The following is a 24,698-nucleotide window of genomic DNA, read 5'->3' as shown; positions in this document are numbered from 1 at the left end:
TCTCCTCGTGGGTGGCGGAGGTGTCGTTCTGCTCCGTACGGGTCACACGACGGCGGGTTCGTTGTCGACGGCCCCGGCGGCCGTCATCAGCATCCGGGCGTCGACCAGTTGCTCGACGACCCGTCGCGCCCCGTCGTCCCCGTAGGAGTGGGCGAGGTCCTGACGGGTCAGCGGTGATCCGTCCAGCCAGCGGGTCAGTCCGGTGGCGACGGCGGCGGGCAGGACCGTGCGTTCGCGGCGCAGCACGTGGGTGACGACCAGTGCCTCCCCGCGCCGCAGGACGTCCAGGTACTCGGTGCCGAGGCGGAACGGCTCGTCCGGGGCAGGGAGGCGCCCGAGGAAGTCCGAGCCGGTCACCCGCATGTAACCGGAGCCGTGCTGGACGGCGAAGTCCTGGTACACCTCGTGGACACCGCGGCGCTGTTCGTCGGTCATCGCCGGATCGATGTTGCCCAGGTGGTTGAGGGCGTACTGCGCCTGGTTGGCGGTGCCCGTGCCGGAGTCGGCGATCACCAGCCCGAAGCGCTCGGGGTTGCGGCCGACTTCGGACGACCGGGTCGCCTCGAAGGGGAACACGGTGAACGAGTCGACGAGATCGGCGAGTTCGGCGACGTCCCGGAGCGACTCCAGAGCTTCCTCGCGGGTGGTGGAGGGCAGGTCGGGAATGAGGTTGATCCGCAGTTTCATCCCCGCGCTGTGCGCCTCGCGGATGAAGCGCAGGTTCTCCTCGCGGTCGGCCGACTTGTGGACGAGGTTCAGCACGCGGGTGTTGGTGGTCTCCATGCCGATGACGAGGTACTCGCACCCGGCCCTGGCCATGAGCTGCAGGAGTTCGGCGTCGAAGCGCCGGTCGACCATGGCGAAGGAGTTCCAGACGATGTCCAGCCCTCGGTCGATGACCGCCTGGGAGAAGCGCCGGGCGAACGCGGGCGGGATGGACTCCGTGATCAGCTCGAAGTGGCGGGCGCCGTGCGAGCGGACCTGGTGCTCCAGCTCGGCCATGAAGGTCTTCACCGAGCGTCCGCGGTAGGGCGGGCTGCCGTCGTAGAGCTCGACGAAGTCGCAGTAGTCGCACTTGCCCCAGTAGCAGCCGCGCGCCTGGGAGATGCCGATCTCGGGGGCGACGAGCCTGCCGAGGAGCTCGTGGTCGTACGCCGCGGGCGGCAGCACGTTGGGGTGCAGGCCGGGACCGGGCGGTACGTGCGTGACGCCCTGCCCCGACCAGGAGGACACTCCCGCCACCTCGCCGGGACGCCAGCCGCCCTCGCGTGCGTGGGAGCACAGGGCGGCGAGCGGCGTCTCGCCGTCGAACCTGACGACCGCGTCCACCTGCCGGTGGGTGGCGAGCAGAGTGGTGAGGTCCTCCTCCTGCATGAGCGACAGCGTGGGCCCGCCGAGCACGACGCGTACGTCGGGGCGGACCTCCTTGACGGCCTCGGCCAGCAGGAGCGCCGGAACCAGCTGCGGTCCCATGGGGACGGAGATGCCGATGAGGCAGGCGTCCGCGGGAATGCGGGAGGCCAGGCCGAGGCGGGCGTAGTAGGTGCGGTAGACGAGCGTGGGCGCGGACCGCAGGAGCGCGGCGTCGCCGAGCCACTGCGGTTCCGGATCGATGAGGTAGGGCTGTGCGAGGGCGGAGAGCAGGTAGGCGGGACCGGCCGAGGCGGCGAAGGCGTGACGGCCCTCGTCGTCGAAGAGCGTGTCGCGGTGACCGGCGAGCCAACGCCCGGCGACCGCGCTCATCGCCTCCGGTGAGTGGTCCTCGAGGCCGGTGAGCCTGCCCTCGCCGGCCGCCTGCAGGTGGGCCGGTTCGAGGAGGTGCAGGGCGAACTCCTCGTTGAGGTCCCACTGCCGCGTGGTGACCCCGCGGCTGTCCAGGTATCCGGCGAGTGCGGCGACGGAGGGGAAGTAGCGGCCGAAGCTGGACTCGACGAGCGGCGGGAAGGCGAGCACCACGGACCGCGCACCGTCCGCGCCGCTCGTGGAGGTCCCCGCGCTCTTCGTCCCGGGAGCGTTCCCAGCACTTACTGCCATGGTCACTTCACCTCGGCGTTCGTCGTGGGGGCCGGGGTCACGGCGATGCTGACGGTGTGCCGGCCGATGCGTCCGGTCCGCCACCGTTCGACCCAGTGCACGCATCCCGGCCGGATCGGCACCACGGAGACGCTGTTGAAGCGGGGCGGCATGCGGAACTCCTCCCCCGCCTCGTTGCGGAACCCGAGTACGCCGCCGTCCGCCTCCCGGAATCCGGGATCGAGGTAGAGGTTGAGGACGAAGAGGGTGTCGGACTCCGCGTCGGAGTGCTCGCCGAGCTGGTCGTCCCGGCCGTAGCGGGCGAATTCGACGTTGGTGGTGATCGGGCCGTCCGGTGCCACCCACCGGGCGAGCCGGGTGCGCAGGACGGGCCCCATGCCGGCGAAGACGAAGAAGTCGGAGAGCTCCTCCCGGTACGCGGCCGGGTAGGTGAAGTCCCCGTCGAACAGGGCGGGGATGTCCTGGGCGACGTCACGGATCGCGGCCCGCCGGCCGGGTTCCGCGGCCCGCCACTCCTGCGGGGTGACCTTGACGGTGGAGCTCCGGTCCTCGGTCCACACCACGGCCGACGACGCCCATCGGGGGAGCGCGCGGACCGCATCGCCCAGGCGGTCCGCCCGCTCGGCGGGCAGGAATCCGTCGAGGTGGACCGGGCGGGCGGGGTCGCGGCGCAGGAGGGCGCCGAGGGCGGCCAGTTCCGGCGGGGTCCGGTCCGCCGCCCGGTAGGCATGGGCCCTGCCCGTGGTCGTGTTCGTCATGCGGAGAGGACCTTCCGGTCGTGGGTGTGGGGCGCGGCGGGGCCGGCGGCACGGTCCAGGTCGATGGCTCCGGTGGCGGCCACCGCGGGTGGCGGGGAGCCGGGCCGGTGCAGGGTGACGCTGTTGACCTGGAAGAGCGGCACCACGGGGGCCCGGCTCAGGACGGCCGCCTCGGCCTGCTGCCAGGCCCGGGCGGAGGCCTCGGCCCCCGGCGTGCGCAGGGCGCGGTCGAGGGCCGCGTCCACTTCCGCGTCACGCAGCCCGAGCGCTCTGCCGGTGGCCGCGGCGCTGTGGAACTGGGTGAGGTAGCCGGCCACGTGCGCCAGGGGCGCCGGATTGATGCAGTACAGCAGTTCGTAGTCGAGGGCTGTGACGGCCTTCGCGAACGCGCGGTAGGTCAGGGGGCGCGGATGGACACGATGGCCGAGGCGGGCTTCGATGTCGGCGGCGAGGGCCGCGACGACCCGGTCGTTGGGCGGGAAGTCCGCGTAGGTGAGGGTCAGTTCCGCGCGGCGGCCGGACGGCGGAAGCCGGCGGGGCGGCGGCGTCGCGATGTCGGGCATCCCAGGGGCCGGCCGGTGCGTGTCCCACAGCCCGCTGTACCGGTGCAACGGCACCACGGCCCGCTGCAGCCGGGCGGAGACCGCCTCCCGGTCGAAGCCGTCGCCGAACGCGCGCCGTCCGGCAGCGGTGTCCAGGACGGAGTCGGTGCCGGGGCGCACCCACAGCTGACAGGCCATGGACAGGGTGCGTACCGTCGCGTGCGGCAGGGCTGCGAGCCGGCCGAAGTCCGCCGGCGGCAGACCGGTGTTGAGCGAGAGGTCGAGCAGTCCTTCGTCGAACGCGGCGAGTGCCCGCGCGCGTTCGCGGTGCACCTGGAAGACGACGGTTGCGGGTGTCCCGGGGCCGGTCCTGCGGGACGGTTTGCGGCGCAGCTCGATCCTGCCCAGCCGGCGGTCGGCGCTCACCGGGCGGTAGGGCCCGCTGGCCGTCCAGCCGTGTCCCTCCTCCCGCACGGGGGCCGCGCCCGGGAACGCCAGGAGCCCGGCGAGGTAGGGCAGCGCCAGGGAGGACCGCACCTCGATCACCGTGCGCCCGGTGACGGCTCCGCCGTCGCCGGCGACGACGCGTGCGGTGACCGGCGACCGGGCGCCGCCGCCCGGACCGCTGTCGTGGGTGGCGTACCCGTCGGGCAGCACGAGCCCGGTGGGGCCCCAGGCCCGGTGGATCCCGGCCGCGATCTCCTGGGGGCGGACGGGTGTGCCGTCGTCCCAGATCTGACCGGGCGCCGGGCGCAGCAGCCAGGTCCGTCCGTCGTCCAGGGGGTCGAGCGAGCTCAGGGCCGAGGGCAGCGCGACCCCCGGGTCGAGCGGGTCCTCGCGGGTGAGTGGGTCGACGAGCGCGTCGAGGACGAGCGCCTGGTTGAAGTCCACGACGTGGTACGGGTCCAGACTGAGCGGCCAGGCGTCGATGTCCACGGTGAACGGGCGGGGGCCGCGCTTCCCCTCGCCGGTCTCGTCCGTCCGCACGTCGACCACCGCCCCCCGCTCCGTGTCGGCACCTTCGTTCCGCCTCGTCGGCCCGATGTCGCACACCACCGGGCCCCGGCCCTGCGTCTGCCGGAGCCCGGTGGCGCTTCGGTCAGCTGCGGACGCGTCCGCCGAGGAACTCGTTGAGCAGCTCGCGCTTGAAGACCAGACCGTCGGTCTCGAGCTCCGGACCCGAGGTGTCGCCGTCCTGCTGGCGCAGCTCGGGGGTCTCCTCGTTCACCGGACGCTGGGCGTTGGATTCCATGGTGGTTCCCCTCGTGTGAGTGGACGGGCACACCGGGACGGAGCTCTCACCCCTTGGGTGCGCCCTGGACCCCCGGTCACCGAGCGTGATGTCCGGTGACCGGATGACGGGATGCTTGCACAAGGCCCGGAAACAAAACAAGAAGGCATGAGAGATTGAAGAGTCCGGAGGGACGTTAAACGCGATCGAGGGGTGAAAAGCCGTGGGGTTCTTGGAAGTTTCCGGTCTGGAGTACTGGCTGGCGGATGGCCGGATGCTTTTTCATGACACTTCCTTCCGTGTCGGTGACGGCGACAAGGTCGCTCTCATCGGAGCCAACGGAATGGGGAAGACCACGCTGTTCCGCCTGATCACAGGCGAGTTGAAGGCTCATTCCGGGACGGTGCGCACGGTGGGCGGGCTCGGGGTCATGCCCCAGTTCGTCGGCTCCGTGCGCGACGCGACCACCGTGCTCGAATTTCTCGTCTCACTGTCCAGGCCGGAATTGAAACAGGCATTTTCGGCCATGGAGAGCGCAGAATTGGCCATGCTGGAGAGCGAGAGCGAAGCCGTGCAGATGCGCTATGCGGAAGCGCTCTCGCAATGGGCGGAGACCGGTGGTTACGACGCCGAGGTGGAATGGGACCTGGTCACCGGGGCGGCGCTGCGGCTCCCTTTCGAACGGGCCAGGTCCAGGGAGTTGCGGACCCTGTCCGGCGGCGAGCAGAAGCGTCTCGCGCTCGAGGCGCTGTTCCGCGGCAACGCCCAGGTGCTGCTGCTGGACGAGCCGGACAACTACCTCGACGTACCGGGCAAGCGCCACCTCGAGGAGATGATGGCCGCGTCCCGCAAGACCGTGCTCTACATCAGCCACGACCGCGAACTGCTGGCGGCCACCGCCACCCGCGTCCTCACCCTGGAGGCGAACGGCGTCTGGGTGCACGGCGGCGGATTCCGGGACTACTACACCGCGAGGCAGTCCCGTCTCGAACGTCTGGACGAGCTGCACCGGCGCTGGGACGAGGAGCACCAGCGGCTCAAGAACCTGGTCCGCACGCTCCAGCAGCAGGCCAAGGCCTCCGCCTCGATGGCCGGGAAGTACCGCGCCATGCAGACGCGGCTCGCCCGGTTCGAGGAGGCCGGCCCGCCGCCGGAGCGGCCGGTCGAGCAGAACGTCCGCATGAGGCTGCGCGGGAGCCGCACCGGCGTACGGGCCGTCCGCTGCGAGGCGCTCGAACTCTCCGGGCTCACGAAGCCGTTCGACCTGGAGGTCTACTTCGGCGAGCGGGTGGCCGTACTCGGTTCGAACGGTACGGGCAAGTCGCACCTGCTGCGGCTGCTCGCGGCCGGCGGGAGCGAGCAGGATCTGCACGATCCGGCACGCCACGGCGAACCGGTCGGCCACACCGGGGTGGCCAGGCTGGGCGCGCGGGTGCGGCCGGGCTGGTTCGCACAGACCCAGGCGCGGCCCGACCTGGCGGGCCGCACGCTGGTGGAGGTACTGGGCCGGGGTGACGGCGACCGGGAGGGGCGGGACCGGGGGGCAGCCGTCTCGGTCCTGCGCCGGTACGAGCTCCAGGCACACGGGGACCAGCGCTTCGACCAGCTGTCGGGCGGCCAGCAGGCGCGGTTCCAGATCCTCCTGCTGGAACTCCAGGGCTCCACGCTGCTCCTGCTGGACGAGCCGACCGACAACCTCGACCTGCACAGCGCCGAGGCCCTGGAATCCGCCCTGGAACGCTTCGAGGGCACGGTCCTCGCGGTCACGCACGACCGCTGGTTCGCCCGCACCTTCGACCGCTTCGTGGTGGTGGAGGAGGACGGCCGGGTGCGGGAGGCGGACGGTCCGTACTGGGGCCCGGACGTCGCGCGCTGACCGGGCTCCCGGCCCGGCGGACCGTCGTTGACAGGAGCGCGCGGCCCCAGCATGCTGAGCAAGCGCTTAGACACTACTCGGCGACGACGGCGGACAGCCGGAAGGCAGGGACCAGGAACATGGCAGAGCCGAAGATATTCACCTCCGCGCAGGAGCTCCGGGACGGGGTGGGCCAGGAGCTCGGTCACAGCGATTGGCTGGAGATCGAGCAGAAGAGGATCGACCTGTTCGCCGAGGCCACGGGCGACCACCAGTGGATCCACGTGGACCCGGAGCGCGCCGCGGCCGGTCCCTTCGGCACGACGATCGCGCACGGCTATCTGACACTCTCGCTGCTTCCCGTGCTCGTCCCGCAGATCCTTCAGGTGGAGGGCGCGAAGATGGGCATCAACTACGGGACCAACAAGGTGCGCTTCCCCTCGACCGTCCCGGTGGGTTCCCGGGTGCGGGCCACGGCGGTGCTCAAGGACGTCGAGGAGACCGGCGGCGGCGTGCAGGTGACCGCGCTCGTCACGGTCGAGCGCGAGGGCGGCGACAAGCCCGCCTGTGTCGCCGAGTCGGTGTCGCGCTACTACTTCTGAACCGCTGCCGGACACCCCCGGGGCGCCTGCGGGACGGCACGGCCCCCGGGGCGCCCCGGCGCAGCCGGGAGCGCGGCACGCGCCCGGCCCCCTTCGGGGCGCCCTCCGGCCGGGCCTACCGAGGGGCGCCGTCCGGCCGGGCCTACTTCTGGGCGCCGACCATCCGCAGCACGAGGTCGGCGTAGAGCGCCCCGACCTCGTCGGGCGTCCGGCTCCCCTGCGCGTTGAACCAGCGCGCCACGTCGATGCAGAGCGACAGCACGGCCAGCGTGGTGCCGGGGACGTCGGGGACGTCGAACTCACCCGCCGCCACGCCCTCGCTGATGATCCGGCGCACCACCGCGTCGCTCTTCCTGCGCAGCTCCACGATCTCGGTGCGGTGCTCCTCGCCGAGGGCCTCGAGCTCGTACTGCACCACGCGCGCCGTGGTGTACCGCTCGGCGTGCCACCGGACGAAGGACCGCACGGCGCCGGCGAGCCGCTCGGCCGCCGTACCGCCACTGCACGCGGCCGTCTCCAGGAGGAGCAGGGCGCGGTCGTGGCCGATCCTGCTGATCCGGTGGAGCAGCTCTTCCTTGGTCTTGTAGTGGATGTAGAGCGCCGCCGGGCTCATCCCGGCCCGGCCGGCGATGTCCCGCGTGGTGGTCGCGTGATAGCCGCGCGCGGCGAAGGCCTCGACGGCGGCGACCAGCAGTCGCCGGGCCGCCTCGGGCGTGACCTCACTCCACGGCGTGTTCTCGCCGTCGGTCTCCTCCGCCGTGCTCATGCTCACGTGCCCCTCTCCCTCGCAGGACGAACACCATACCGCGAACCTGAGCAAGCGCTTAGGGTCTCTCGCGCGGCCGGGACCGTTCAGAGCTTCTGGAAGGGGTCGTGCTCGGCGAGGATCTTCTCCAGCCGGGCCTGGTCGACGCGACTGACGATCTGCCCCGCCTCCTGCCGGTCCCTGATGACCTTGGCCAGAGTGAAGCACGAAGTGACGAGGTAGAGGACGCCGACGGCGAGGAAGGCACGCACCCAGGCGTCGGCGTCGAGGAAGAAGATGCCGAGGGCCACCGCGCCCATCGCCACCCCGAAGGAGAGGACGGCCTGTCCGTAGAAGGCGGCGGTGCTCTGCTGCTTGACCGATGTTGTCTCACTCATGCCGCACAGCATGGGGCGCGGTGGCGTACCACGGCATCCGTCGGCGTACTCAGCCGGTACTCACCGGTGCGGTCGCCGGCGGGCAGGCGGCGGCGACGGGCCGCCGCGCTCAGAAGGCGGAGACTCCTGTCAGCGCACGGCCGATGATCAGCTTCTGTATCTGGCTGGTGCCCTCGTACAGGGTCATCACACGGGCGTCCCTGACGAGCTTGCCCACCGGGTACTCGTCGATGTAGCCGTAACCACCGAACACCTGGAGGGCGTTGTTCGCGGCGCGCACGGCGGCCTCGGACGCGAAGAGCTTCGCCGTGGAGGCGGCGGTGGCGAAGTCCTGGCCGCGGTCGACGAGGTCGGCGACGCGCCAGGTCAGCATGCGGGCGGCGTCCACGTCGACGGAGATGTCGCTGATCAGCTCCTGGACGAGCTGGTAGCTCGCGATGGACTTGCCGAACTGCTCGCGCTCCCCCGCGTACCGCACGGCGGCGTCCAGCGCGGCCTGCGCGATGCCGACGCAGCCGGCCGCGACGGACATGCGCCCCTTGGCCAGGGCGGACATGGCGACGGAGAAGCCCTTGCCCTCGGGGCCCATGAGCGTGGTGGCGGGGACGCGGACGTTCTCCAGGACCAGTTCGGCCGTGGCCTGCCCGCGCAGGCCGAGCTTGCCGTGGACGGTCCGCCGGGTCAGGCCCGGGGCGTCGGCCGGCACCAGGAAGGCGGAGATGCCCCGGTGGCCCGGCGCGTCGCCGGTGCGGGCGAACAGCAGGACCACATCGGCCCAGGTGCCGTTGGTGATGAACATCTTGGAGCCGTTGATGACGTAGTCGCCGCCGTCACGCACGGCCCTGGTGGTCAGGTTCCCCGCGTCGGAGCCGGTGCCCGGCTCGGTGAGGCCGAAGCAGCCGACGGCCTCGCCCGCGGTGAGCTCCGGCAGCCACTGCCGCTTCTGCTCCTCGCTGCCCCAGGAAGCGATCGTCTTGGCGACCAGGCCGAGCGACACGGACACGATGCCGCGCACCGAGGAGTCGCCGCGCCCCAGCTCTTCGGTCACCAGGCAGTAGGCGAGGTGGTCACCGCCGGAGCCGCCGTACTCCTCGGGGACGGTCAGTCCGAGGAAGCCGAGGGCACCCAGCTTCTTCACGATCGACTTGTCGACACTCTCGGCACGGTCCCACTCGACGACATGCGGGGTGATCTCCCGTGCGACGAAGTCCTCGGCGAGCTGCCGGACGGCGTCCTGCTCCTCGCTCAGCTCCAGGTTCATCCTGTGACACCCCACTTTTAATTAGCACTGCTAGTTTTCTGTTCGCAGGCCCTACTATGTGCCGCATGGCACGACCGCGCAAGCCCCTCCTCAGCAGAGACCGCATCGTCGAGGCGGCGAGCGCGCTCGTGGACGCCGAGGGGCTCGGCTCCGTCTCGACCCGTCGGCTCGCGGCGGAACTCGGAGTCAGCGGGCCCTCGCTCTACAACCACTTCCGGAACAAGGACGAGATCCTCGACGCGGTCGCCGACGCGGTCTCCGCCCAGGTCGACCTGTCGATGTTCGAGGATGCGGACCCGCGGGACTGGCCCGCCGCCCTGCACGACTGGGCCGTCTCCTACCGTGCCGCGCTCGCCGCGCACCCGCACATCGTCCCGGTGCTGGCGCAGGGCCCCGGCCGCCGCCCGGCCGGCCTGCGGGTCGCCGACGCGGTCTTCGGCGCCATGGTCCGCGCCGGCTGGCCGCCCGCCCAGGCGACGTACATCGGTGCGCTGATGCGGTACTTCGTCACCGGGTCGGCACTCGGCTCCTTCGCCCGGGGCTTCGTGGACGACGAGACGGCGTACGACCCCGCCGACTACCCCCACCTCGGCCAGGCCCATCTGCTGGCCGACCGCCGCCAGCAGGTCGACGAGGGCGCCTTCGAGACCGGTCTGCGGGCCCTCCTGGACGGCCTCGTGCTCCAGTACGAGCAGACCGCCGGTGGCGGCGGCACCGTTCGGCGCGCGCCGAACGGTGCCTGACGCATCCTGGACCGTATGACACCCAGGACACCGCGGGACCCGGCAGCGCCCCGCCTGGCCGCGCTGGCGGCACTGCTCGCCGACGAGACCCGCGCCTCCTTCTGCCTCGCCCTGCTCGACGGGCGCGCCTGGACGGCGGGCGAGCTGGCCCGGTACGCCGGTGTGGCACCCTCCACCGCGAGCGAGCACCTGGGGAAGCTGGTCGCGGGCGGGCTGCTGACCCAGGAGCGGCAGGGCCGCCACCGCTACGTGAGGCTCGCCGGCGCCCGTACCGCCCGGCTCCTCGAGGAACTCGCCGCCCGGGTCGTCCCCGGGCCGGACGAGACGCGGCCCCGGACCCTGCGCGCGGCGAGCCTGAGCAGCGCACTGGCCCGGGGACGCACCTGCTACGACCACCTCGCCGGGCGGCTCGGCATCACGATCACGGACGCCATGACCACCCGGGGCCTGCTGCGGCAGGACACCGGCTTCGCGCTCACCGACGACGGACTGCGGTGGTTCGGTGCGCTCGGCGTCCCCCTGGACACGGGCGCGCGACGGCCCCTGGCGCGCGACTGCCTGGACTGGACCGAGCGGCGCCCGCACCTGGCGGGCGTCGCGGGCGCCGCCCTGTGCACCCACGCGCTCGACGCCGGCTGGTGCGAGCGGATCGGTTCGGGGCGAGCGGTACGCACGACGCCCGAAGGGCTGCGCGCACTGTCGGATCACCTGGGCATCGAACCCGCGACGATTGACGGTCCCTGACAATTCGGTGGGGGCCGACGCGTGTCGGCTCTACGGTCGTGACCATGACGACGACACCGACCTCACCGGCGACCGCCTCGCCGGGCCGCGACTGGCGTGCGCCGGCCGCCGCCTGCACCACGGTGCTGCTGTGGGCCTCCGCCTTTGTCTCCATCCGCAGCGCGGGCGAGGCCTACTCCCCCGGGGCGCTGGCCCTGGGCCGGGCTCGGGGCGATCCTGCTGATACGCCGGGAAGGGCTGCCCGCCCGCGCGGCGTGGCCGGGCGTCGTCGGCTCCGGGCTGCTCTGGTTCGGGCTGTACATGGTGGTCCTCAACTGGGGTGAGCAGCAGGTCGACGCGGGTACGGCCGCCATGATCGTGAACGTGGGGCCGATCCTGATGGCGCTGCTGGGTGCCCGCCTGCTGGGAGAAGGCCTGCCGCGCCGGCTCCTGACGGGCATGGCGGTCTCGTTCGCGGGCGCGGTCGTGGTGGGCCTCTCGATGTCCGGGCACGGCAGTTCGTCCGTGCTCGGCGTGCTGCTCTGCCTGCTGGCCGCCGTGTCGTACGCGGGCGGGGTGGTCATCCAGAAGCCCGCGCTGCGGCACGGGACACCGCTGCAGATCACGACCTTCGGCTGCCTGATCGGTACGGTCGCCTGCCTGCCGTTCTCCGGCCTGCTCATCTCCGAAGCGGCCGACGCCCCCGCCTCCGCGACCCTGAACATGCTGTATCTCGGCGTCTTCCCGACGGCGCTGGCCTTCACCACCTGGGCGTACGCCCTGGCCCGCACCACCGCGGGCAGGATGGGCGCGACGACGTACGCGGTGCCGGCGCTGGTGGTCCTGATGTCGTGGCTGCTGCTGGACGAGGTGCCCGCACTGCTCACGGTCGGCGGCGGGCTGCTCTGCCTCGCCGGCGTCGCCGTCTCGCGCACCCGGGCCCGGGCGGGACGGGGCAAGAAGCCTTCCGGCAAGGGGCCGACTCCCCTGACGTCGGCCGCGTCGGAGCCGAACGCCGGGAGATGAGTCACAGCCCGCGTGGCCGGCCCGGGCCGCCGCGCGGCCCCGGCGGCAGGAGGTCGGCACGTGACGCAGCACACCGCACACGCCGCTCCCGGCTCCCGGGGGAGCGGACCGCCGTCGCCGCCTCTCCCCCGGTGTTCGACGCCCAGACCCGGCCGTGCACGGTGGGCCCGGCGGCCTGGAGGTCCACGCGGATCCGCGGGGCGCGGCGCCGGCGACCGCGTCCCGGCACCCCCGGCGCCGGCCGAGGGCTGGGAGCCGGGGGACGGCCCGGGGGTCAGGGCGCGGCGTCGGCGCCGGGGAACACGACCAGCGCCCGCCCGCCCTTGCCCGCGATCATGGTGTCGAAGGCCGCGGGGATGCCGTCCAGCGTGATGCGTTCCGTGACCATCATGGAGAGGTCGAAGCGGCCGGCGCGGATGTGCTCGGCCAGCACGGGCAGGTCCCGGGCGGGGTCGCTGTTGCCGTACACGCACCCGGTCAGCGAACGGCCCCAGTGGAAGATCTCCAGGGCGTTGAAGCTCACCACCTGGTCCTTGCCGCCGATGCCCACGACGGTCGCGCGGCCACCGCGGCGGGTGGACTCCCACGCTGCGCGGATCGTGGCGGGACGCCCCACGCACTCCACGGCGACGTCCGCGCCCTGGCCGCCGGTGAGTTTGCGGACGGCGCGTGGGGTGGTGTCGGAGGCGACGACGTAGTCGGTGGCACCGGCCCGCCGGGCCAGCTCCTCCTTCTCCGGCGACACGTCCACGGCGATGATCCGCGAGGCGCCCGCGAGACGCGCCGACTGCAGGACGGCGAGGCCCACCCCGCCGATGCCGAAGACGACGACGCTCTCGCCCTCACGGACCCGGGCGGAGTGGTGGACCGCCCCGTACCCGGTCAGGACAGCGCAGCCGAGCAGGGCGGCGTCGTCGAGCGGGATGCCGGCCGGGGCGGGCAGCACGCAGTTCGCGGCGACGACGGTCTCCTGGGCGAAGGCCGCGACGTTCAGTCCGGGATGGAGCTCCGTGCCGTCCGCCAGGCGGGCGTGGATGTTGCCTGCGCCCTTGAGCGCGTCGGCGCAGAGCCAGACCTCGCCGATCCCGCAGTGGAAGCACTCCCCGCAGGACGGCGCCCAGTTGAGGACGACCGGATCACCGGCGGCGACATGGGTGACGCCCTCGCCGACGGCCAGCACCGTCCCGGCGCCCTCGTGCCCGAGGACGGCGGGAACGGGCAGCCGCATGGTGCCGTTCGACAGGGACAGGTCGGAGTGGCAGACGCCTGCGGCGGCGAGCCTGATGCTCACCTGGCCGGGGCCGGGCTCCGGGAGTTCGATGTCGGTGATCTCCAGGGGAGCTCCGACGGCGGGCAGGACAGCGGCGCGGACCACGAACGGACTCCTCGGTGGGGAGCGGGCAGGGGCTGGGAGCCGGAGGGGCTCAGAACTGCAGGGACTTGGTCTGGAGGTACTCGGACAGGCCGTGCGGGCCGAGTTCGCGGCCCACCCCGGACTGCTTGTAACCGCCGAAGGGTGCCAGGGGGTTGAACCGGCCGCCGTTGATGTCCACCTGCCCCGTGTCCATGCGGCGGGCGAAGGCCACGGCCTCGGCGTCGTCGGCCGCCCAGACGGCCCCGGCCAGTCCGTACACGGTGTCGTTGGCGATCCGCAGGGCGTCGTCCACGTCCTCGTAGCGCAGGATCGAGAGCACCGGGCCGAAGATCTCCTCCTGCGCGATGGTCATGGCGGGCGTCACGTCGGCGAACACGGTGGGGCTGACGTAGTAGCCCTGTTCCTTGGGCGCCTCGGGGCCTCCGGCGACCAGCCGGGCGCCTTCCTCGATGCCCTTCTCGATGTAACCGCGCACCCGGGCCTGCTGCTTGGCGTTGACGAGGGGGCCGACCCGCTCCCCGGGGACGTACTTGGCGACGGCCGCCGCCGCGAGGGCCACGGCCTCCTCGTACCGGTCGGCGTCGACCAGCATCCGGGTCCACGCGCTGCACGTCTGGCCGGAGTTGGACATCACGTTGGCGACGCCGACGTTCACCGCCTTGGCGAGGTCGGCGCCGGGCAGGATCACGTTGGCGGACTTGCCGCCGAGCTCCAGCGCGACGCGCTTGACCGCCGCGCCCGCCGTGGCGCCGATCTGCCTGCCGACGGCCGTGGACCCGGTGAAGGAGACCAGGTCGACGCCCTCGTGCTCGGCGAGCGCCTGTCCGGCGACCGGGCCGAGACCGGTGACCAGGTTGAAGACGCCGTCCGGCAGGCCCGCCTCCGCGGTGGCCTCGGCGAAGAGCTGGGCGACGAGCGGGGTGTCCTCGGCGGGCTTGAGCACGACGGTGCAGCCGGCGGCGAGCGCGGGAGCCACCTTCGCGACGATCTGGTGGAGCGGGTAGTTCCAGGGGGTGATCGCGCCGACGACGCCCACGGGTTCCAGCAGGACGGTCGAGTTGCCCAGCTTCTCCTCGAACGCGTACGTCGCGGCCAGCTCGGCGTACGAGCCGGCGACCAGTATGGGCACCCCCGCGTGCACCACCTGGGACAGCGCCGGCGGCGAGCCGAGCTCGGCGGTGACGGTCTCGGCGATCTCACCCCTGCGGGCGGCCAGGACGTCGCGCAGGGCGCCGATGCGCGCGGCGCGCTCGGCGGGCGGGGTCGCGGCCCAGCCGGGGAACGCGGCGCGGGCGGCTCGTACCGCCGCGTCGACGTCCTCCGCGGTGCCCGCCGGGACCTGGCCGATGACCTGCTCGTCCGCCGGGTTCACGACCGCGATCGTGTCCTGGCCGACGGCGGGCCGCCACGTGCCGCCGATGTACATCCCGTCATGCGCCTTCATGACTGCCCCTCCCGGGCTCACTGTGCCTGCCGCCGAAGCCGTGCGTCGCCGGTCGTGCATCGCGCGTCGTGTGCGTCGCTCGTCCTGCGTCCTGCGTCCTGCGTCCTGCGTCTGTGGACGGTTCCGCCCCGGCCCAAACTAGCGCTGTTAGTTTTCCGGCGCCAGGGAACCGCTGGAGACACAGGTCACGCACGGCTGTCGGCAACAGTCGCACGTCGAGGCCGGGGATGTCCCCGGTACGGCCGGCACAGCGGCGCGGCGGCGGCCGCGCGGGACATGCGCCGGGCGGGACGTGCGCTCCCGGTCCGCCCTCCCGTGCGGGTCACTCCTGCGCCGTCTCCTTCGGGACGGGTTCGGCGCGGGGCTCGGCTGAGGCGGGCTCAGGGCCGGGGTCGGGGCCGTGCGCCCTTTCCCCCGGACCACCGCGTACGCCGAGTCCCGCCGCCGCCAGGAGCAGGGCGCCCAGCATCACGAACGGCGCGGCGGCGCCCGCGACCCCGGCGATCAGGCCCGCCGCGGCGGGAGCCGCGACCTGGCCGAGGCGGTTGCCGGTGAGCCGGAGCGCGAGGGCGGTGGAGCGGGCCGCCGCGGGGGCCGCCTGGACGACGGTGGTCATCGACAGCGGCTGGCCCACTCCCAGGCAGAAGCCCAGGGCGGCCAGCATCAGGGCGAGCCCCCACACGGGTACGGGCAGGGCGATACCCGCACAGAGAAGGCCGCCGAGCAGGCAGGTCGTGGTGAGCAGCGCCCTCCGGCCGAAGAGGCGCAGCATCGGTGTCATGACCAGCCGGCAGGCGATGGTGGCGGCGGCCCGCAGGCTGAGCAGCAGTCCGACCGTGGCGGGCGCGATGCCGCGGTGCTCGCCGACGACCGGGAGGTAGGCGGTCATGATGTCGGTGGCGGACAGCACGGCGAGGCTGACGAAGATGCCCGCCGGCACGCCCCGGGTCCGCAGGATGCGGGCCACCGGCACCCGCTGCGCCGCGCGCTCGCCGGGGCCGGGGGCGGCCCGGTGCTCGAGGCGCCACAGTGCGGTGAAGGAGACGGCGGCGACGGCCGCCGCGACCAGCAGGGCGAGGGCGCTCGTACGGCCCATCGCGCCGTCCCGCTCCGACACGAGGTAACCGGCCGCGATCGGGCCGATGAGCTGGCCGAGGGAGGCCCCGATGGTGAAGTGGCCGAAGTTGCGGTCCTGTTCGGCGGGGGCCGACTGCCGGGCGACGAGCGACTGGGCGCCGATCACGAAGCAGAGGTGGCCGAGGCCCATGACCCCGCTCCAGGCCGCGAGTGCGGGCAGGGAGCCCGCGCTGCCGCCGAGGGCGCAGCCCGCGGCGATCAGGGCGACGCCGACGGGCAGCAGGGGTGCGCAGCGGCCGTGGTCGGTCCTGCGGCCGAGGGGTACGGCGGCGAAGAGCGGCAGGAGCGCGTACACGCCCGCGATGACGCCGATCGCCCGCTCGTCGGCGCCCAGGGACAGGGCCCGGTAGGAGACGGCGGGCCGCGCCATCGACACCGCCCCCTGCGCGAAGGCGAAGGCGATGACGAGGCGCAGCAGCCAGCCCCTGCCGGGCCCCGGTTGCGGATGTGCCCTCACAGGATGCCGAAGAGGATTCCGGCGCCGAGGACCACGAGCGAGGTGAGCACCGCCCACTTGACGGTGAACCTGGTGTGGTCACCGAACTCGACCTTCGCCATGCCGACCAGGACGTACACGGCGGGCACGAGCGGCGACGACATGTGCAGGGGCTGCCCCACGATGGAGGCACGGGCGATCTCCAGCGGGGAGACTCCGTGGGCGGCTCCGGCCTCGGCGAGTACGGGCAGGACACCGAAGTAGAAGCCGTCGTTGGACATGAAGTAGGTCAGGGGCAGGCTCAGCAGGCCGGTGACCAGGGCCATGTGCGGGCCCATGGCGTCGGGGACGGCGCCGACGACCCAGTCGGCCATGTGCTCGACCATGCCGGTGCCGGTGAGGACTCCGGTGAAGACGGCGGCGGCGAAGACCATGCCGGAGACGTTGAGGACGTTGTCGGCGTGGGCCGCGATGCGGGCCCGCTGGTCCGGCATGTGGGGGAAGTTGACCGTGAGGGCGAGGGCCGCGCCGAGCAGGAAGAGGACCGGGATCGGCATGAGCTCGAGGATCATGGCCGCCAGGAGGGCAACGGTGAGGCCGGCGTTGAACCAGTAGAGCTTGGGCCGCAGCGTGGACCTGTCGGGGTCGAGCCCCTTGAATCCCTCGCCCGTGCCCCCCTCGTCCGCACCCTTCCCGTGCTCCGTGTCCCCGTTGTGCTGCCCTTCCTCGCCGACGGCCGCGCCGCCGCCGGTGGAAGGCTTCGGCCCGCGCGCGGGCCGGTCCCCGCCGCCGCCCGCGCCCACGAGGACGGTCTCGGGCTCCGTCACGAGGACGTCGTCGAGGGTGAGTGTGCCGAGCCGCTTGCGCTCGCGGCGGCCCAGGACGCAGGCCAGCAGGATGACCGCGAGGAGCCCGACGGCGAGGGCCGGGATCATCGGGACGAAGATGTCGGCCGCGTCGACTTTCAGCGCCGTGGCCGCGCGGGCGGTGGGTCCACCCCAGGGCAGGGTGTTCATGACGCCGTTCGCCGTGGCCGCGACGCCCGTCATCACGACCAGGCTCATCTTCAGCCGCTTGTAGAGCGGGTACATCGCCGAAACGGTGATCATGAAGGTGGTGGAGCCGTCACCGTCCAGCGAGACGATCGCGGCGAGCACCGCCGTACCGACGACGATCCGCATCGGGTCGGCCTTGCAGAAGCGCAGGATGCCCCGGACGATCGGATCGAAGAGTCCGACGTCGATCATCACCCCGAAGTAGACGATGGCGAACATCAGCATCGCCGCGGTCGGCGCGAGGTTGCCGACGCCTTCGATGACGTAGTCGCCGAGCTTCGCGCCCTGCCCGACGGCTACGCAGAACAGGGCGGGGATCAGGACCAGCGCCGCGATCGGCGACATCTTCTTCATCATGATCAGGACCAGGAAGGTCGCGATCATGGCAAATCCGAGGATTGTCAGCATGTGGGATACCTAACGTTCACCTTTGAACTCGCACCGGACTCGGCGGTCCGGCTGACGTTAGGGGTCCCAAGGAGGAGTTAACAAGATGTTGACGTGTGAGCAATACGAGCAAAACCCCAGGTCAGCGGGCGGCTGATACGGAGACGGGGACGGCGTTGAGCACGGCGGTGCCGGAGAGCGGGTCCAGGAGCGTGCCGGACAGCAGCTGGTTCACGTTGACTCCCGGCTCCTCGCCGGCGACGGAGAGACGGGTGCCGGGGCGGCTGTGTCCCCATCCGTGCGGAAGGCTCACGACCCCGGGGCGTACCGCGTCGGTGATCTCGGCGGGCGCCTCCACCTCCCCGCCGGCCGCGGTGATGCGGGCCGTGCCGCCGTCGGTGAGTCCGAGGCGGGCCGCGTCGTCCGGGTGGATCTGCAGGGTGCAGACGTTGGAGCCGCCGCGGAGCTGAGCGACGTTGTGCATCCAGCTGTTGTTGGACCGCAGATGGCGGCGGCCGACGAGGACGAGACCGGTGGGGCGCGCGCCGAGAGCGGCACGCAGCCGGGGCAGATCGGCGGCGACGGGCGCGGGAAACAGCTCGATGCGACCGCTACGGGTCTTGAGCAGTTCCGGTATGCGGGGCTTCAGCGGGCCGAGGTCGATGCCGTGCGGATGGTCCAGGAGCTGCTCGAGCGTGAGCCCGTACGGGCCGAGGCGCAGCATCAGGTCGAGGCGCCGTTCGGCCCCGGTGCGGCCGGTCAGTTCGGCGGCGAGCGACTCCGGGGCCCCGGCCCGGGCGAGTGTGGTGGCGATGACCAGGTCGTCGACGGACTCGGGCGGTGCGCCGTGCCCGGGGCCGACGGCGAGGACGAGCCGGGCGAGGATCTCGCACTCGTCCATCCCGCCGTCCTCCAGGGGCAGGGCGGGGCGGCTGTAGCGGACCTGGTTGTGGACGGCGAAGGAGTTGAACGCGAAGTCGAAGTGGGCGCTCTGCGACGGCGGCGGCGGCGGGAGGACCACGTCCGCGTGGCGTGAGGTCTCGTTGAGGTAGGGGTCGACGCTGACCATGAAGTCGAGGCCGTCGGCGAGCGCGCGGTCGAGCCGGTCCCCGTCCGGGGCGGAGAGCACGGGGTTGCCCGCGACGACGATCAGGGCCCGGATCCGCCCCTCACCCGGTGTCTCGATCTCCTCGGCGAGCGCGGCGGCCGGCAGTTCCCCCTTCGCCTCGGGGTGTCCGGAGACGCGGCTCCTCCAGCGCCCGAGGGCGAACCCCTTGCCGGGGCCTGCGGGGCGGGGTGCGCGCGCGGTGGCGGAGAGCGGGAAGAGCGCGCCGCCGGGCCGGTCGAGGTTGCCGGTGAGGATGTTGAGCACGTCGACGAGCCAGCTGGCCAGGGTGCCGTGTTCGACGGTGCAGCTGCCGATGCGCCCGTAGACGGCCGCGGCGGGGGCGGCGGCCAGTTCGCGGGCGATCGAGCGGATGGTCCCGGCCTCCACGTCGCAGGCGGCCGCCACGGCTTCGGGAGTGAAGTCCGCGATGGCCGCGGCGAGTTCGTCGTACCCGTCGAGGTGCTCGGCGAGTGCGCCGGGTGCGGCGAGCTTCTCCTCGACGACGACCTGGGTGAGCGCGGCCAGCAGCAGGGCGTCGGTGCCGGGCCGGACAGGGACGTGCCGGTCGGCGAGGCGCGCGGTGCGGGTGCGGCGCGGGTCGATGACGGTGAGGGTGCCGCCGCGCCGGCGCAGCGCCTTGAGCTTGCCCGGGAAGTCGGGGGCGGTGCAGAGACTGCCGTTGGACTCGAGCGGGTTGGCGCCGATCAGCAGGAGGTGGCCCGTGCGGTCCAGGTCGGGTACGGGGATGGCGTGGGCGTCGCCGAAGAGCAGTCCGCTGGAGACGTGCTTGGGCATCTGGTCCAGCGTGCTCGCGGTGAAGACGTTGCGGGTGCCGAGCGCGGAGAGCAGCAGGGGCGGATAGAGCGCGCCGGCCATCGTGTGGACGTTGGGGTTGCCCAGGTAGACGCCGACCGCCTGGCTGCCGTACGTCCGGGTGAGGGCCGGGATGCCGGCGGCGATCGCGTCGAAGGCCTCGCTCCAGGTCGCCTCGCGCAGCACGCCGTCCGTACGCACGAGCGGGGTGCGCAGCCGGTCGGGGTCGGTGTCGAGCCCGCCGAAAGACGCGCCCTTGGGGCAGATGAAGCCATGGCTGAGGACGTCGTCCTGGTCACCACGGGCGCCGGTGACGGTCCCGCCCTCGATGGTGAGCGTGAGTCCGCAGGTGGCTTCGCAGAGCGGGCAGACGCGCAGAGCGGTGCGGGATTCGCTGGACATGGGCCCTCCCGGGGCGGCGACAGCGGTGGCGCGCGGGCATGCGACGGGCGCCGGCCCGCGCCGCGGGCGCGGTGGACGACCTCCCGCCGAAGCGAGCATACCGACCGGTACGGATGGTGGCGAGGTCGTGGCGCCACCGGATACCGGCCGCGGCACCATCTGCACCGGCAGCCCCGGACGGGCTCATTCGAGCAGCTGCGCCAGATACGCCCGCAGCAGGGTCCGGGTCTCCGCTATCAGGTCCGCGTCGCCCGACGGGTCGCCGCGGAAGGCCAGTTGGAGCAGCGCGTCGGCGGCCTGCACGCAGACCAGGACCGTCCGGGAGAGGTCGGCGTCGGACACGGCCCCCGCGCGCCCTGCACCGAGATGCCTCGCGAGCAGCGCCTTCAGGCGGTCCGCGACCCGCTGGTTGGAGTCGTCGAGCGGGTCGGCGACCGGGGCGGGAGGACCGAAGTCGACGAGGGCGAAGCCGGGGACCGAACGCTTCATCGCCAGGTACTCGTCGAGTACGGCGTCGATGGCCGCCCGCCACTCCGGCTCCGGGATGACCGCGAGCCGGGCCACGACCCGCTCGGCGTAGACGTCGAGGTTGCGCGCGGCCAGCGCGTCGACCAGCGCCCGCTTGTTGGGGAAGAAGCGGTAGACGGACCCGATGGGCACCCCAGCCCGGTCGGCCACCGCCCTGGTGGACAGCTGCTCGTAGCCGGTCTCGTCCAGGATTCCGGCGCCGGCGTCGAGGATCCGGGCCAGGCGTTCGGCGCTGCGCTGCTGCACGGGGACGCGCCTGAGATTCGTATGCACATGGGACACGGTCCCCATGATGCCCGTATGCCGTTGACGGGTCGCCTTCCGATTCCTACGGTGATCCATAGGATTCTTCGTCAGGGGGTCCACGGGATCCCCCTTCCACCGGGAGTGCGTGATGAGCGGCATCGAGCAGGCGAGGAAGACGGCGGAGACACTCCGCCACTCCCCCGGTTTCGGGAACGAACACAGCTCCGAGGCGGTTCCGGGCGCCCTGCCGCACGGCCGCAACTCACCTCAGCGCGCCCCCCTGGGCCTGTACGCGGAACAACTGAGCGGCTCCGCCTTCACCGAGCCCCGCGCCCACAACCGCCGCTCCTGGCTCTACCGGATCCGTCCCTCCGCGGCCCACCCCGCCTTCGTCCGCGTCGACAACGGCACCCTGCGCACGGCCCCCTTCACCGAGACGGTCCCCGACCCGAACCGGCTGCGCTGGGACCCGCTGCCGGCGGCACCGGCCGGTACGGACTTCCTGACCGGTCTGTGGACGCTCGGGGGCAACGGCGACGCCGCGCAGCGCACCGGTATGGCCGTGCACCTCTACGACGCCAACACCTCCATGACGGACCGGGTGTTCAGCGACTCGGACGGCGAACTCCTGATCGTCCCCGAGCACGGCGGCCTGCTGCTGCGTACCGAACTCGGACTGCTGCGGGCGGAACCGGGCCATGTGGCGCTGATCCCACGGGGTGTCCGCTTCCGCGTGGAACTGCTGGACACGAGGGCCCGCGGCTACGTCTGCGAGAACTACGGGCAGCCGTTCGTCCTGCCCGAACTCGGTCCGATCGGTGCCAACGGCCTGGCCAACGCGCGGGACTTCCTGGCCCCCGTCGCCGCGTTCGAGGACCGCGAGGGACCGGTCGAGGTCGTCAACAAGTTCTGCGGCAACCTCTGGTCGGCCACGTACGGCCACTCGCCGCTCGACGTCGTCGCCTGGCACGGCAACCACACGCCGTACGTCTACGACCTGCGGCGCTTCAACGTCATCGGCACGATCAGCTACGACCATCCCGACCCGTCGATCTTCACCGTCCTGACCTCGCCGTCCGACACCCCGGGGCTGGCCGGAGTCGACTTCGTCGTCTTCGCCCCGCGCTGGCTCGTGGGCGAGGACACCTTCCGCCCGCCGTACTTCCACCGCAACGTGATGAGCGAGTACATGGGCCTGATCGAGGGCGCGTACGACGCGAAGGCGGGCGGATTCGTCCCGGGCGGCGGTTCACTGCACAACATGATGTCAGCGCACGGCCCGGACCGTGAGACCTTCGACCGGGCGAGCGCCGCGGAGCTGAAGCCGCAGAAGATCGACGACGGCCTCGCGTTCATGTTCGAGACCCGCTGGCCGGTCACGGCGACCGCCCAGGCCGTGGGAGCGGACCATCTGCAGCGCGGGTACGACGACGTGTGGCAGGGTCTGAGCCGCAACTTCCGGGCGTGAGACCGCACGGCCGGCCCCCAGCGCAGAGAGACCGGGTGAACGGGATGGACCAGGTGAACGAGGTGAGTCGTGCGCCCGCCTTCGCCCCCGACTCCCTGGTGCTGAACCGCAAGCTGCCGCTGTGGTACCAGGTCTCGCAGTCGCTGCGGGCGTCCATACTGGGCCGCCCGCGGGACGCCTCGCCGCGGCTGCCCACCGAGGAGCAGCTCGCCGTGCACTACGGCGTCAGCGTCCTCACCATGCGCCAGGCGCTGAAGGAACTGGAGACCGAGGGCCTGATCAGCAGGCACCGAAGGCGCGGCACGTTCATCGAGCCGCGTGCCCGGCGGGTGTCGCCGGTACGGCTGCTGGGTTCGATCGACGCGATCGTCGCCCAGCAGTCGGGCGAGCTGACGACCGTGCTCGGCCACGGCCCGGCCCCTGTGCCGGGGGAACTCGCCGAGTTCTTCCCGGACTGTGCCGAGGTGGTCAGCTACCGGCGGCTGCGCTGCGACGGCACCACCGGGGAGCCCACCAACTGGGCCGAGAACGCCGTGCTTCCGGAGATCGCGGCCCGCCTGGACGTGGCCGACCTCGAACGGTGGCCGATGACGAAGGTGCTGCGCGACGCCGTCGGGGTGAAGATCTCCCGGATCACGGACACCGTCGAGGCCCGCCTCGCCGACCCGGCCACGGCGGAGCTGCTCGAGGTCCCGCTCCTCAGCCCGATCCTGCACTACACCGGCGTGACGTACGACGACGAGGGCCGGGTGGTGGACGTGGCGCGCATCCGCTACCGGGGGGACCGCTTCTCCTTCTCCGTGACGGTGGACGCGCACTGACGCGGCCCCGCCGCCCGAGGGGGCGCGCGACGGGCGGGCGCCGCTCGAGGTCATGGGGCGGGGGCCGCCCACCGGCGGCGGACGCCGCTTGACGCCATGCGGTGGGTGCCGCCCATCGAGGACGAAGGCCGCTCGGCGGTCGCTACGATGCCCAGGGCGGCGGACGTGGCGACGGGGAGGACGACACGGTGGCAGCACGGGTGGCGGCCGGAGCCGGCGGGGACGGGGCCTGCCCGCTGCTGGACGACCTCATGCCCTGGTCCGTGCGGCCCCTGAGGACGGGGCGCCCCTGGGTGACGGCCCCCGACGCCCCCTCCCTGCGCGCACGCTGGGAAGCGCTGGCGCGGGCCGAAGGCGCGGAACAGGAACGGCTGTTCCGGCCGAGCCGCTCCCGTACGCCCCTGTCCCCGGCCGCCGCGCTGCCCGGCCGGACCACCGGGACGAGCGGGTTCGCCCGGGACCCCGGCCCGTACCCCGAGCCCGTACGGATCCTGCACGGCCCCTTCGACGAGCAGTGGCTCATCCCCGACCAGCGGCTGCTCGACGCGGCCCGCCCCGAGATGTGGCGTGTCGCGGACGGGCACCAGATCTTCGCCGTCGAACACGGCTGCCTGCCGCGGGACACCGGGCTGGCGCTCTCCGTGACGGCGCTGCTCCCCGACGGCCACTCACCCGCCGGCCGGCCGGGCCGGATCCGGCCCCTCTACCGGCGGCCGGACGGCCGGGAGCCCAATCTCGCCCCGGGGCTGCTCGGCCTGCTGCGCGCGCGGTACGGAGAGGTCGAGGACGCACGGTCGGTGCTCGCCTGGGTCCTCGCCGCCGCACGCCCCTCCCCCGCCGGGCCGCTCGTTCCTCTGCCCGCCGACGGCGCCCTGTGGTCGCACGGCGTCGAGCTGGGTCAGGAGCTGCTGCGGCTGCACCTGCGCGGGGCGCGCGGCGGGGAGCGTCCACGCCTGCCGGGAGGCCGTCGCCCCTACGTGCGGGCCGCGATCCCACCGAGTCCGGCCGGCCTGGCCTACGACGCCGGGGAGGAGACGCTCACCCTGGGCGAGGGGCGGATCTCGCCCGTCCCGGCCGGAGCCTGGGAGTTCAGGGTGAACGGTGTGCGGATGCTGGAGCTCTGGTTCGAGCGTCGCCGCACCGTGCGGGAGGGGGCGGAGGGTCTGGCGGCCCTGGGTCCGCGCGGCTGGCCGCAGGAGTGGACCTCGGAACTGCTCGAACTCATCACCGTACTGGCCCTGCTCGACGAACTCGGTCCCCGGCAGGAGGCGTTGCGGGAGCACCTCGGCCGGGCGGCCGCGCTGACCCGGTACGACCTGCGCACGGCGGGGGTGCTGCCCGTTCCGGCGGCGGCACGGCGGCCCGCCTCGGTCCTGGACCACCACGAAGAGGGGCCGGAGGGGCAGTTCGCGCTGCTGTGACGGCGGGGGCGGGTGGTATTCGCAGGTGCGGGGGTTCGGCGTTCCGGAGGGGTCACAGGCACCGGGGATCGGCGTTCCGGAGGGGGTGTCACAGGCGCCGGGGATCGGCGTCGCGGCGACTCGCAGGTGCCGGGGGTGG

Annotated in this window: 20 protein-coding genes and 1 pseudogene; 8 read left to right on the top strand and 13 right to left on the bottom strand. The window is 72.8% G+C overall.

What is annotated here, in order from left to right; all coding sequences use genetic code 11:
• Positions 1–42: 42 nt before the first annotated feature.
• From QFZ58_RS28880 to QFZ58_RS28865, 4 genes are all read right to left on the bottom strand, one after another.
• Complete coding sequence (locus QFZ58_RS28880; protein ID WP_307127826.1) at positions 43–2,034, bottom strand: B12-binding domain-containing radical SAM protein; 1,992 nt, start codon at positions 2,032–2,034, stop codon at positions 43–45.
• 2 nt (positions 2,035–2,036) lie between these two features.
• Positions 2,037–2,792, bottom strand: a complete 756-nt coding sequence (locus QFZ58_RS28875; protein WP_307127825.1) for a hypothetical protein — start codon at positions 2,790–2,792, stop codon at positions 2,037–2,039.
• Positions 2,789–4,330 carry a hypothetical protein gene (locus tag QFZ58_RS28870; protein ID WP_307127824.1) on the bottom strand — a complete coding sequence of 514 codons (1,542 nt, stop codon included), beginning with the start codon at positions 4,328–4,330 and terminating at the stop codon, positions 2,789–2,791. The genes QFZ58_RS28875 and QFZ58_RS28870 overlap by 4 nt, the downstream gene beginning before the upstream one ends.
• A 103-nt stretch (positions 4,331–4,433) precedes the next feature.
• Positions 4,434–4,586 (bottom strand): hypothetical protein, encoded by a 153-nt coding sequence (locus QFZ58_RS28865; RefSeq protein ID WP_307127823.1) that lies wholly within the window; start codon positions 4,584–4,586, stop codon positions 4,434–4,436.
• A 202-nt stretch (positions 4,587–4,788) separates the two neighbouring features.
• Between QFZ58_RS28865 and QFZ58_RS28860 the strand changes: the two genes are divergently transcribed.
• Both QFZ58_RS28860 and QFZ58_RS28855 read left to right on the top strand, forming a co-directional pair.
• Complete coding sequence (locus tag QFZ58_RS28860) at positions 4,789–6,441, top strand: ABC-F family ATP-binding cassette domain-containing protein (protein ID WP_307127822.1); 1,653 nt, start codon at positions 4,789–4,791, stop codon at positions 6,439–6,441.
• Between the two features lie 119 nt (positions 6,442–6,560).
• Entirely contained in the window at positions 6,561–7,022 is a 462-nt protein-coding gene (locus tag QFZ58_RS28855) for a MaoC family dehydratase (RefSeq protein WP_307127821.1), read from the top strand.
• A 142-nt stretch (positions 7,023–7,164) separates the two neighbouring features.
• Here QFZ58_RS28855 and QFZ58_RS28850 read toward each other — a convergent pair whose 3' ends face one another.
• The 3 genes from QFZ58_RS28850 to QFZ58_RS28840 all read right to left on the bottom strand — a co-directional run bounded on the left by QFZ58_RS28850 (position 7,165) and on the right by QFZ58_RS28840 (position 9,426).
• The gene (locus tag QFZ58_RS28850; protein WP_307129027.1) at positions 7,165–7,788 is read right to left on the bottom strand and encodes a TetR/AcrR family transcriptional regulator; all 624 of its coding nucleotides are present in this window, start codon (positions 7,786–7,788) and stop codon (positions 7,165–7,167) included.
• Between the two features lie 86 nt (positions 7,789–7,874).
• Positions 7,875–8,165: a YiaA/YiaB family inner membrane protein gene (locus QFZ58_RS28845; protein WP_307127820.1), complete on the bottom strand. Its 291-nt coding sequence runs from the start codon at positions 8,163–8,165 to the stop codon at positions 7,875–7,877.
• A 109-nt stretch (positions 8,166–8,274) separates the two neighbouring features.
• Entirely contained in the window at positions 8,275–9,426 is a 1,152-nt protein-coding gene (locus tag QFZ58_RS28840; protein WP_307127819.1) for an acyl-CoA dehydrogenase family protein, read from the bottom strand.
• Between the two features lie 65 nt (positions 9,427–9,491).
• Here QFZ58_RS28840 and QFZ58_RS28835 point away from each other — a divergent pair, with 65 nt between their 5' ends.
• The 3 genes and pseudogenes from QFZ58_RS28835 to QFZ58_RS28825 all read left to right on the top strand — a co-directional run bounded on the left by QFZ58_RS28835 (position 9,492) and on the right by QFZ58_RS28825 (position 11,918).
• On the top strand, positions 9,492–10,169 hold the full coding sequence (locus tag QFZ58_RS28835) for a TetR/AcrR family transcriptional regulator (RefSeq protein WP_307127818.1): 678 nt from the start codon (positions 9,492–9,494) through the stop codon (positions 10,167–10,169).
• A 15-nt stretch (positions 10,170–10,184) separates the two neighbouring features.
• Positions 10,185–10,913 carry a helix-turn-helix transcriptional regulator gene (locus QFZ58_RS28830; RefSeq protein ID WP_307127817.1) on the top strand — a complete coding sequence of 243 codons (729 nt, stop codon included), beginning with the start codon at positions 10,185–10,187 and terminating at the stop codon, positions 10,911–10,913.
• Between the two features lie 44 nt (positions 10,914–10,957).
• Positions 10,958–11,918, top strand: a pseudogene (locus QFZ58_RS28825) (DMT family transporter).
• 274 nt (positions 11,919–12,192) lie between these two features.
• Here the strand turns inward: QFZ58_RS28825 and QFZ58_RS28820 are convergent.
• The 6 genes from QFZ58_RS28820 to QFZ58_RS28795 form a co-directional block, all read right to left on the bottom strand.
• Positions 12,193–13,293 (bottom strand): Zn-dependent alcohol dehydrogenase, encoded by a 1,101-nt coding sequence (locus tag QFZ58_RS28820; RefSeq protein WP_307127816.1) that lies wholly within the window; start codon positions 13,291–13,293, stop codon positions 12,193–12,195.
• Between the two features lie 49 nt (positions 13,294–13,342).
• A complete protein-coding gene (locus tag QFZ58_RS28815; RefSeq protein ID WP_307127815.1) occupies positions 13,343–14,737 on the bottom strand; it encodes an aldehyde dehydrogenase family protein in 1,395 nt (464 codons plus the stop codon).
• Between the two features lie 322 nt (positions 14,738–15,059).
• On the bottom strand, positions 15,060–16,331 hold the full coding sequence (locus tag QFZ58_RS28810; RefSeq protein WP_307127814.1) for an MFS transporter: 1,272 nt from the start codon (positions 16,329–16,331) through the stop codon (positions 15,060–15,062).
• Positions 16,328–17,773 (bottom strand): CitMHS family transporter, encoded by a 1,446-nt coding sequence (locus QFZ58_RS28805; RefSeq protein ID WP_307127813.1) that lies wholly within the window; start codon positions 17,771–17,773, stop codon positions 16,328–16,330. The genes QFZ58_RS28810 and QFZ58_RS28805 overlap by 4 nt, the downstream gene beginning before the upstream one ends.
• Positions 17,774–17,894: 121 nt before the next feature.
• A complete protein-coding gene (locus QFZ58_RS28800; protein ID WP_307127812.1) occupies positions 17,895–20,075 on the bottom strand; it encodes a molybdopterin oxidoreductase family protein in 2,181 nt (726 codons plus the stop codon).
• A 183-nt stretch (positions 20,076–20,258) separates the two neighbouring features.
• Positions 20,259–20,894: a TetR/AcrR family transcriptional regulator gene (locus QFZ58_RS28795; RefSeq protein ID WP_307127811.1), complete on the bottom strand. Its 636-nt coding sequence runs from the start codon at positions 20,892–20,894 to the stop codon at positions 20,259–20,261.
• A gap of 103 nt (positions 20,895–20,997) precedes the next feature.
• On the opposite strand from QFZ58_RS28795, the gene hmgA reads away from it, so the two are divergent.
• The 3 genes from hmgA to QFZ58_RS28780 all read left to right on the top strand — a co-directional run bounded on the left by hmgA (position 20,998) and on the right by QFZ58_RS28780 (position 24,559).
• Positions 20,998–22,317 (top strand): homogentisate 1,2-dioxygenase, encoded by a 1,320-nt coding sequence (gene hmgA, locus QFZ58_RS28790; protein ID WP_307127810.1) that lies wholly within the window; start codon positions 20,998–21,000, stop codon positions 22,315–22,317.
• Positions 22,318–22,361: 44 nt separating this feature from the next.
• On the top strand, positions 22,362–23,138 hold the full coding sequence (locus tag QFZ58_RS28785) for a GntR family transcriptional regulator (protein WP_307127809.1): 777 nt from the start codon (positions 22,362–22,364) through the stop codon (positions 23,136–23,138).
• A gap of 188 nt (positions 23,139–23,326) precedes the next feature.
• Positions 23,327–24,559, top strand: a complete 1,233-nt coding sequence (locus tag QFZ58_RS28780; protein ID WP_307127808.1) for a type ISP restriction/modification enzyme — start codon at positions 23,327–23,329, stop codon at positions 24,557–24,559.
• The last annotated feature ends 139 nt before the right edge of the window (positions 24,560–24,698 follow it).

The sequence above is a fragment of the Streptomyces sp. B1I3 genome (assembly GCF_030816615.1).
Taxonomy (GTDB): Bacteria; Actinomycetota; Actinomycetes; order Streptomycetales; family Streptomycetaceae; genus Streptomyces.
This window is presented reverse-complemented; position numbering and strand designations above follow the sequence as displayed.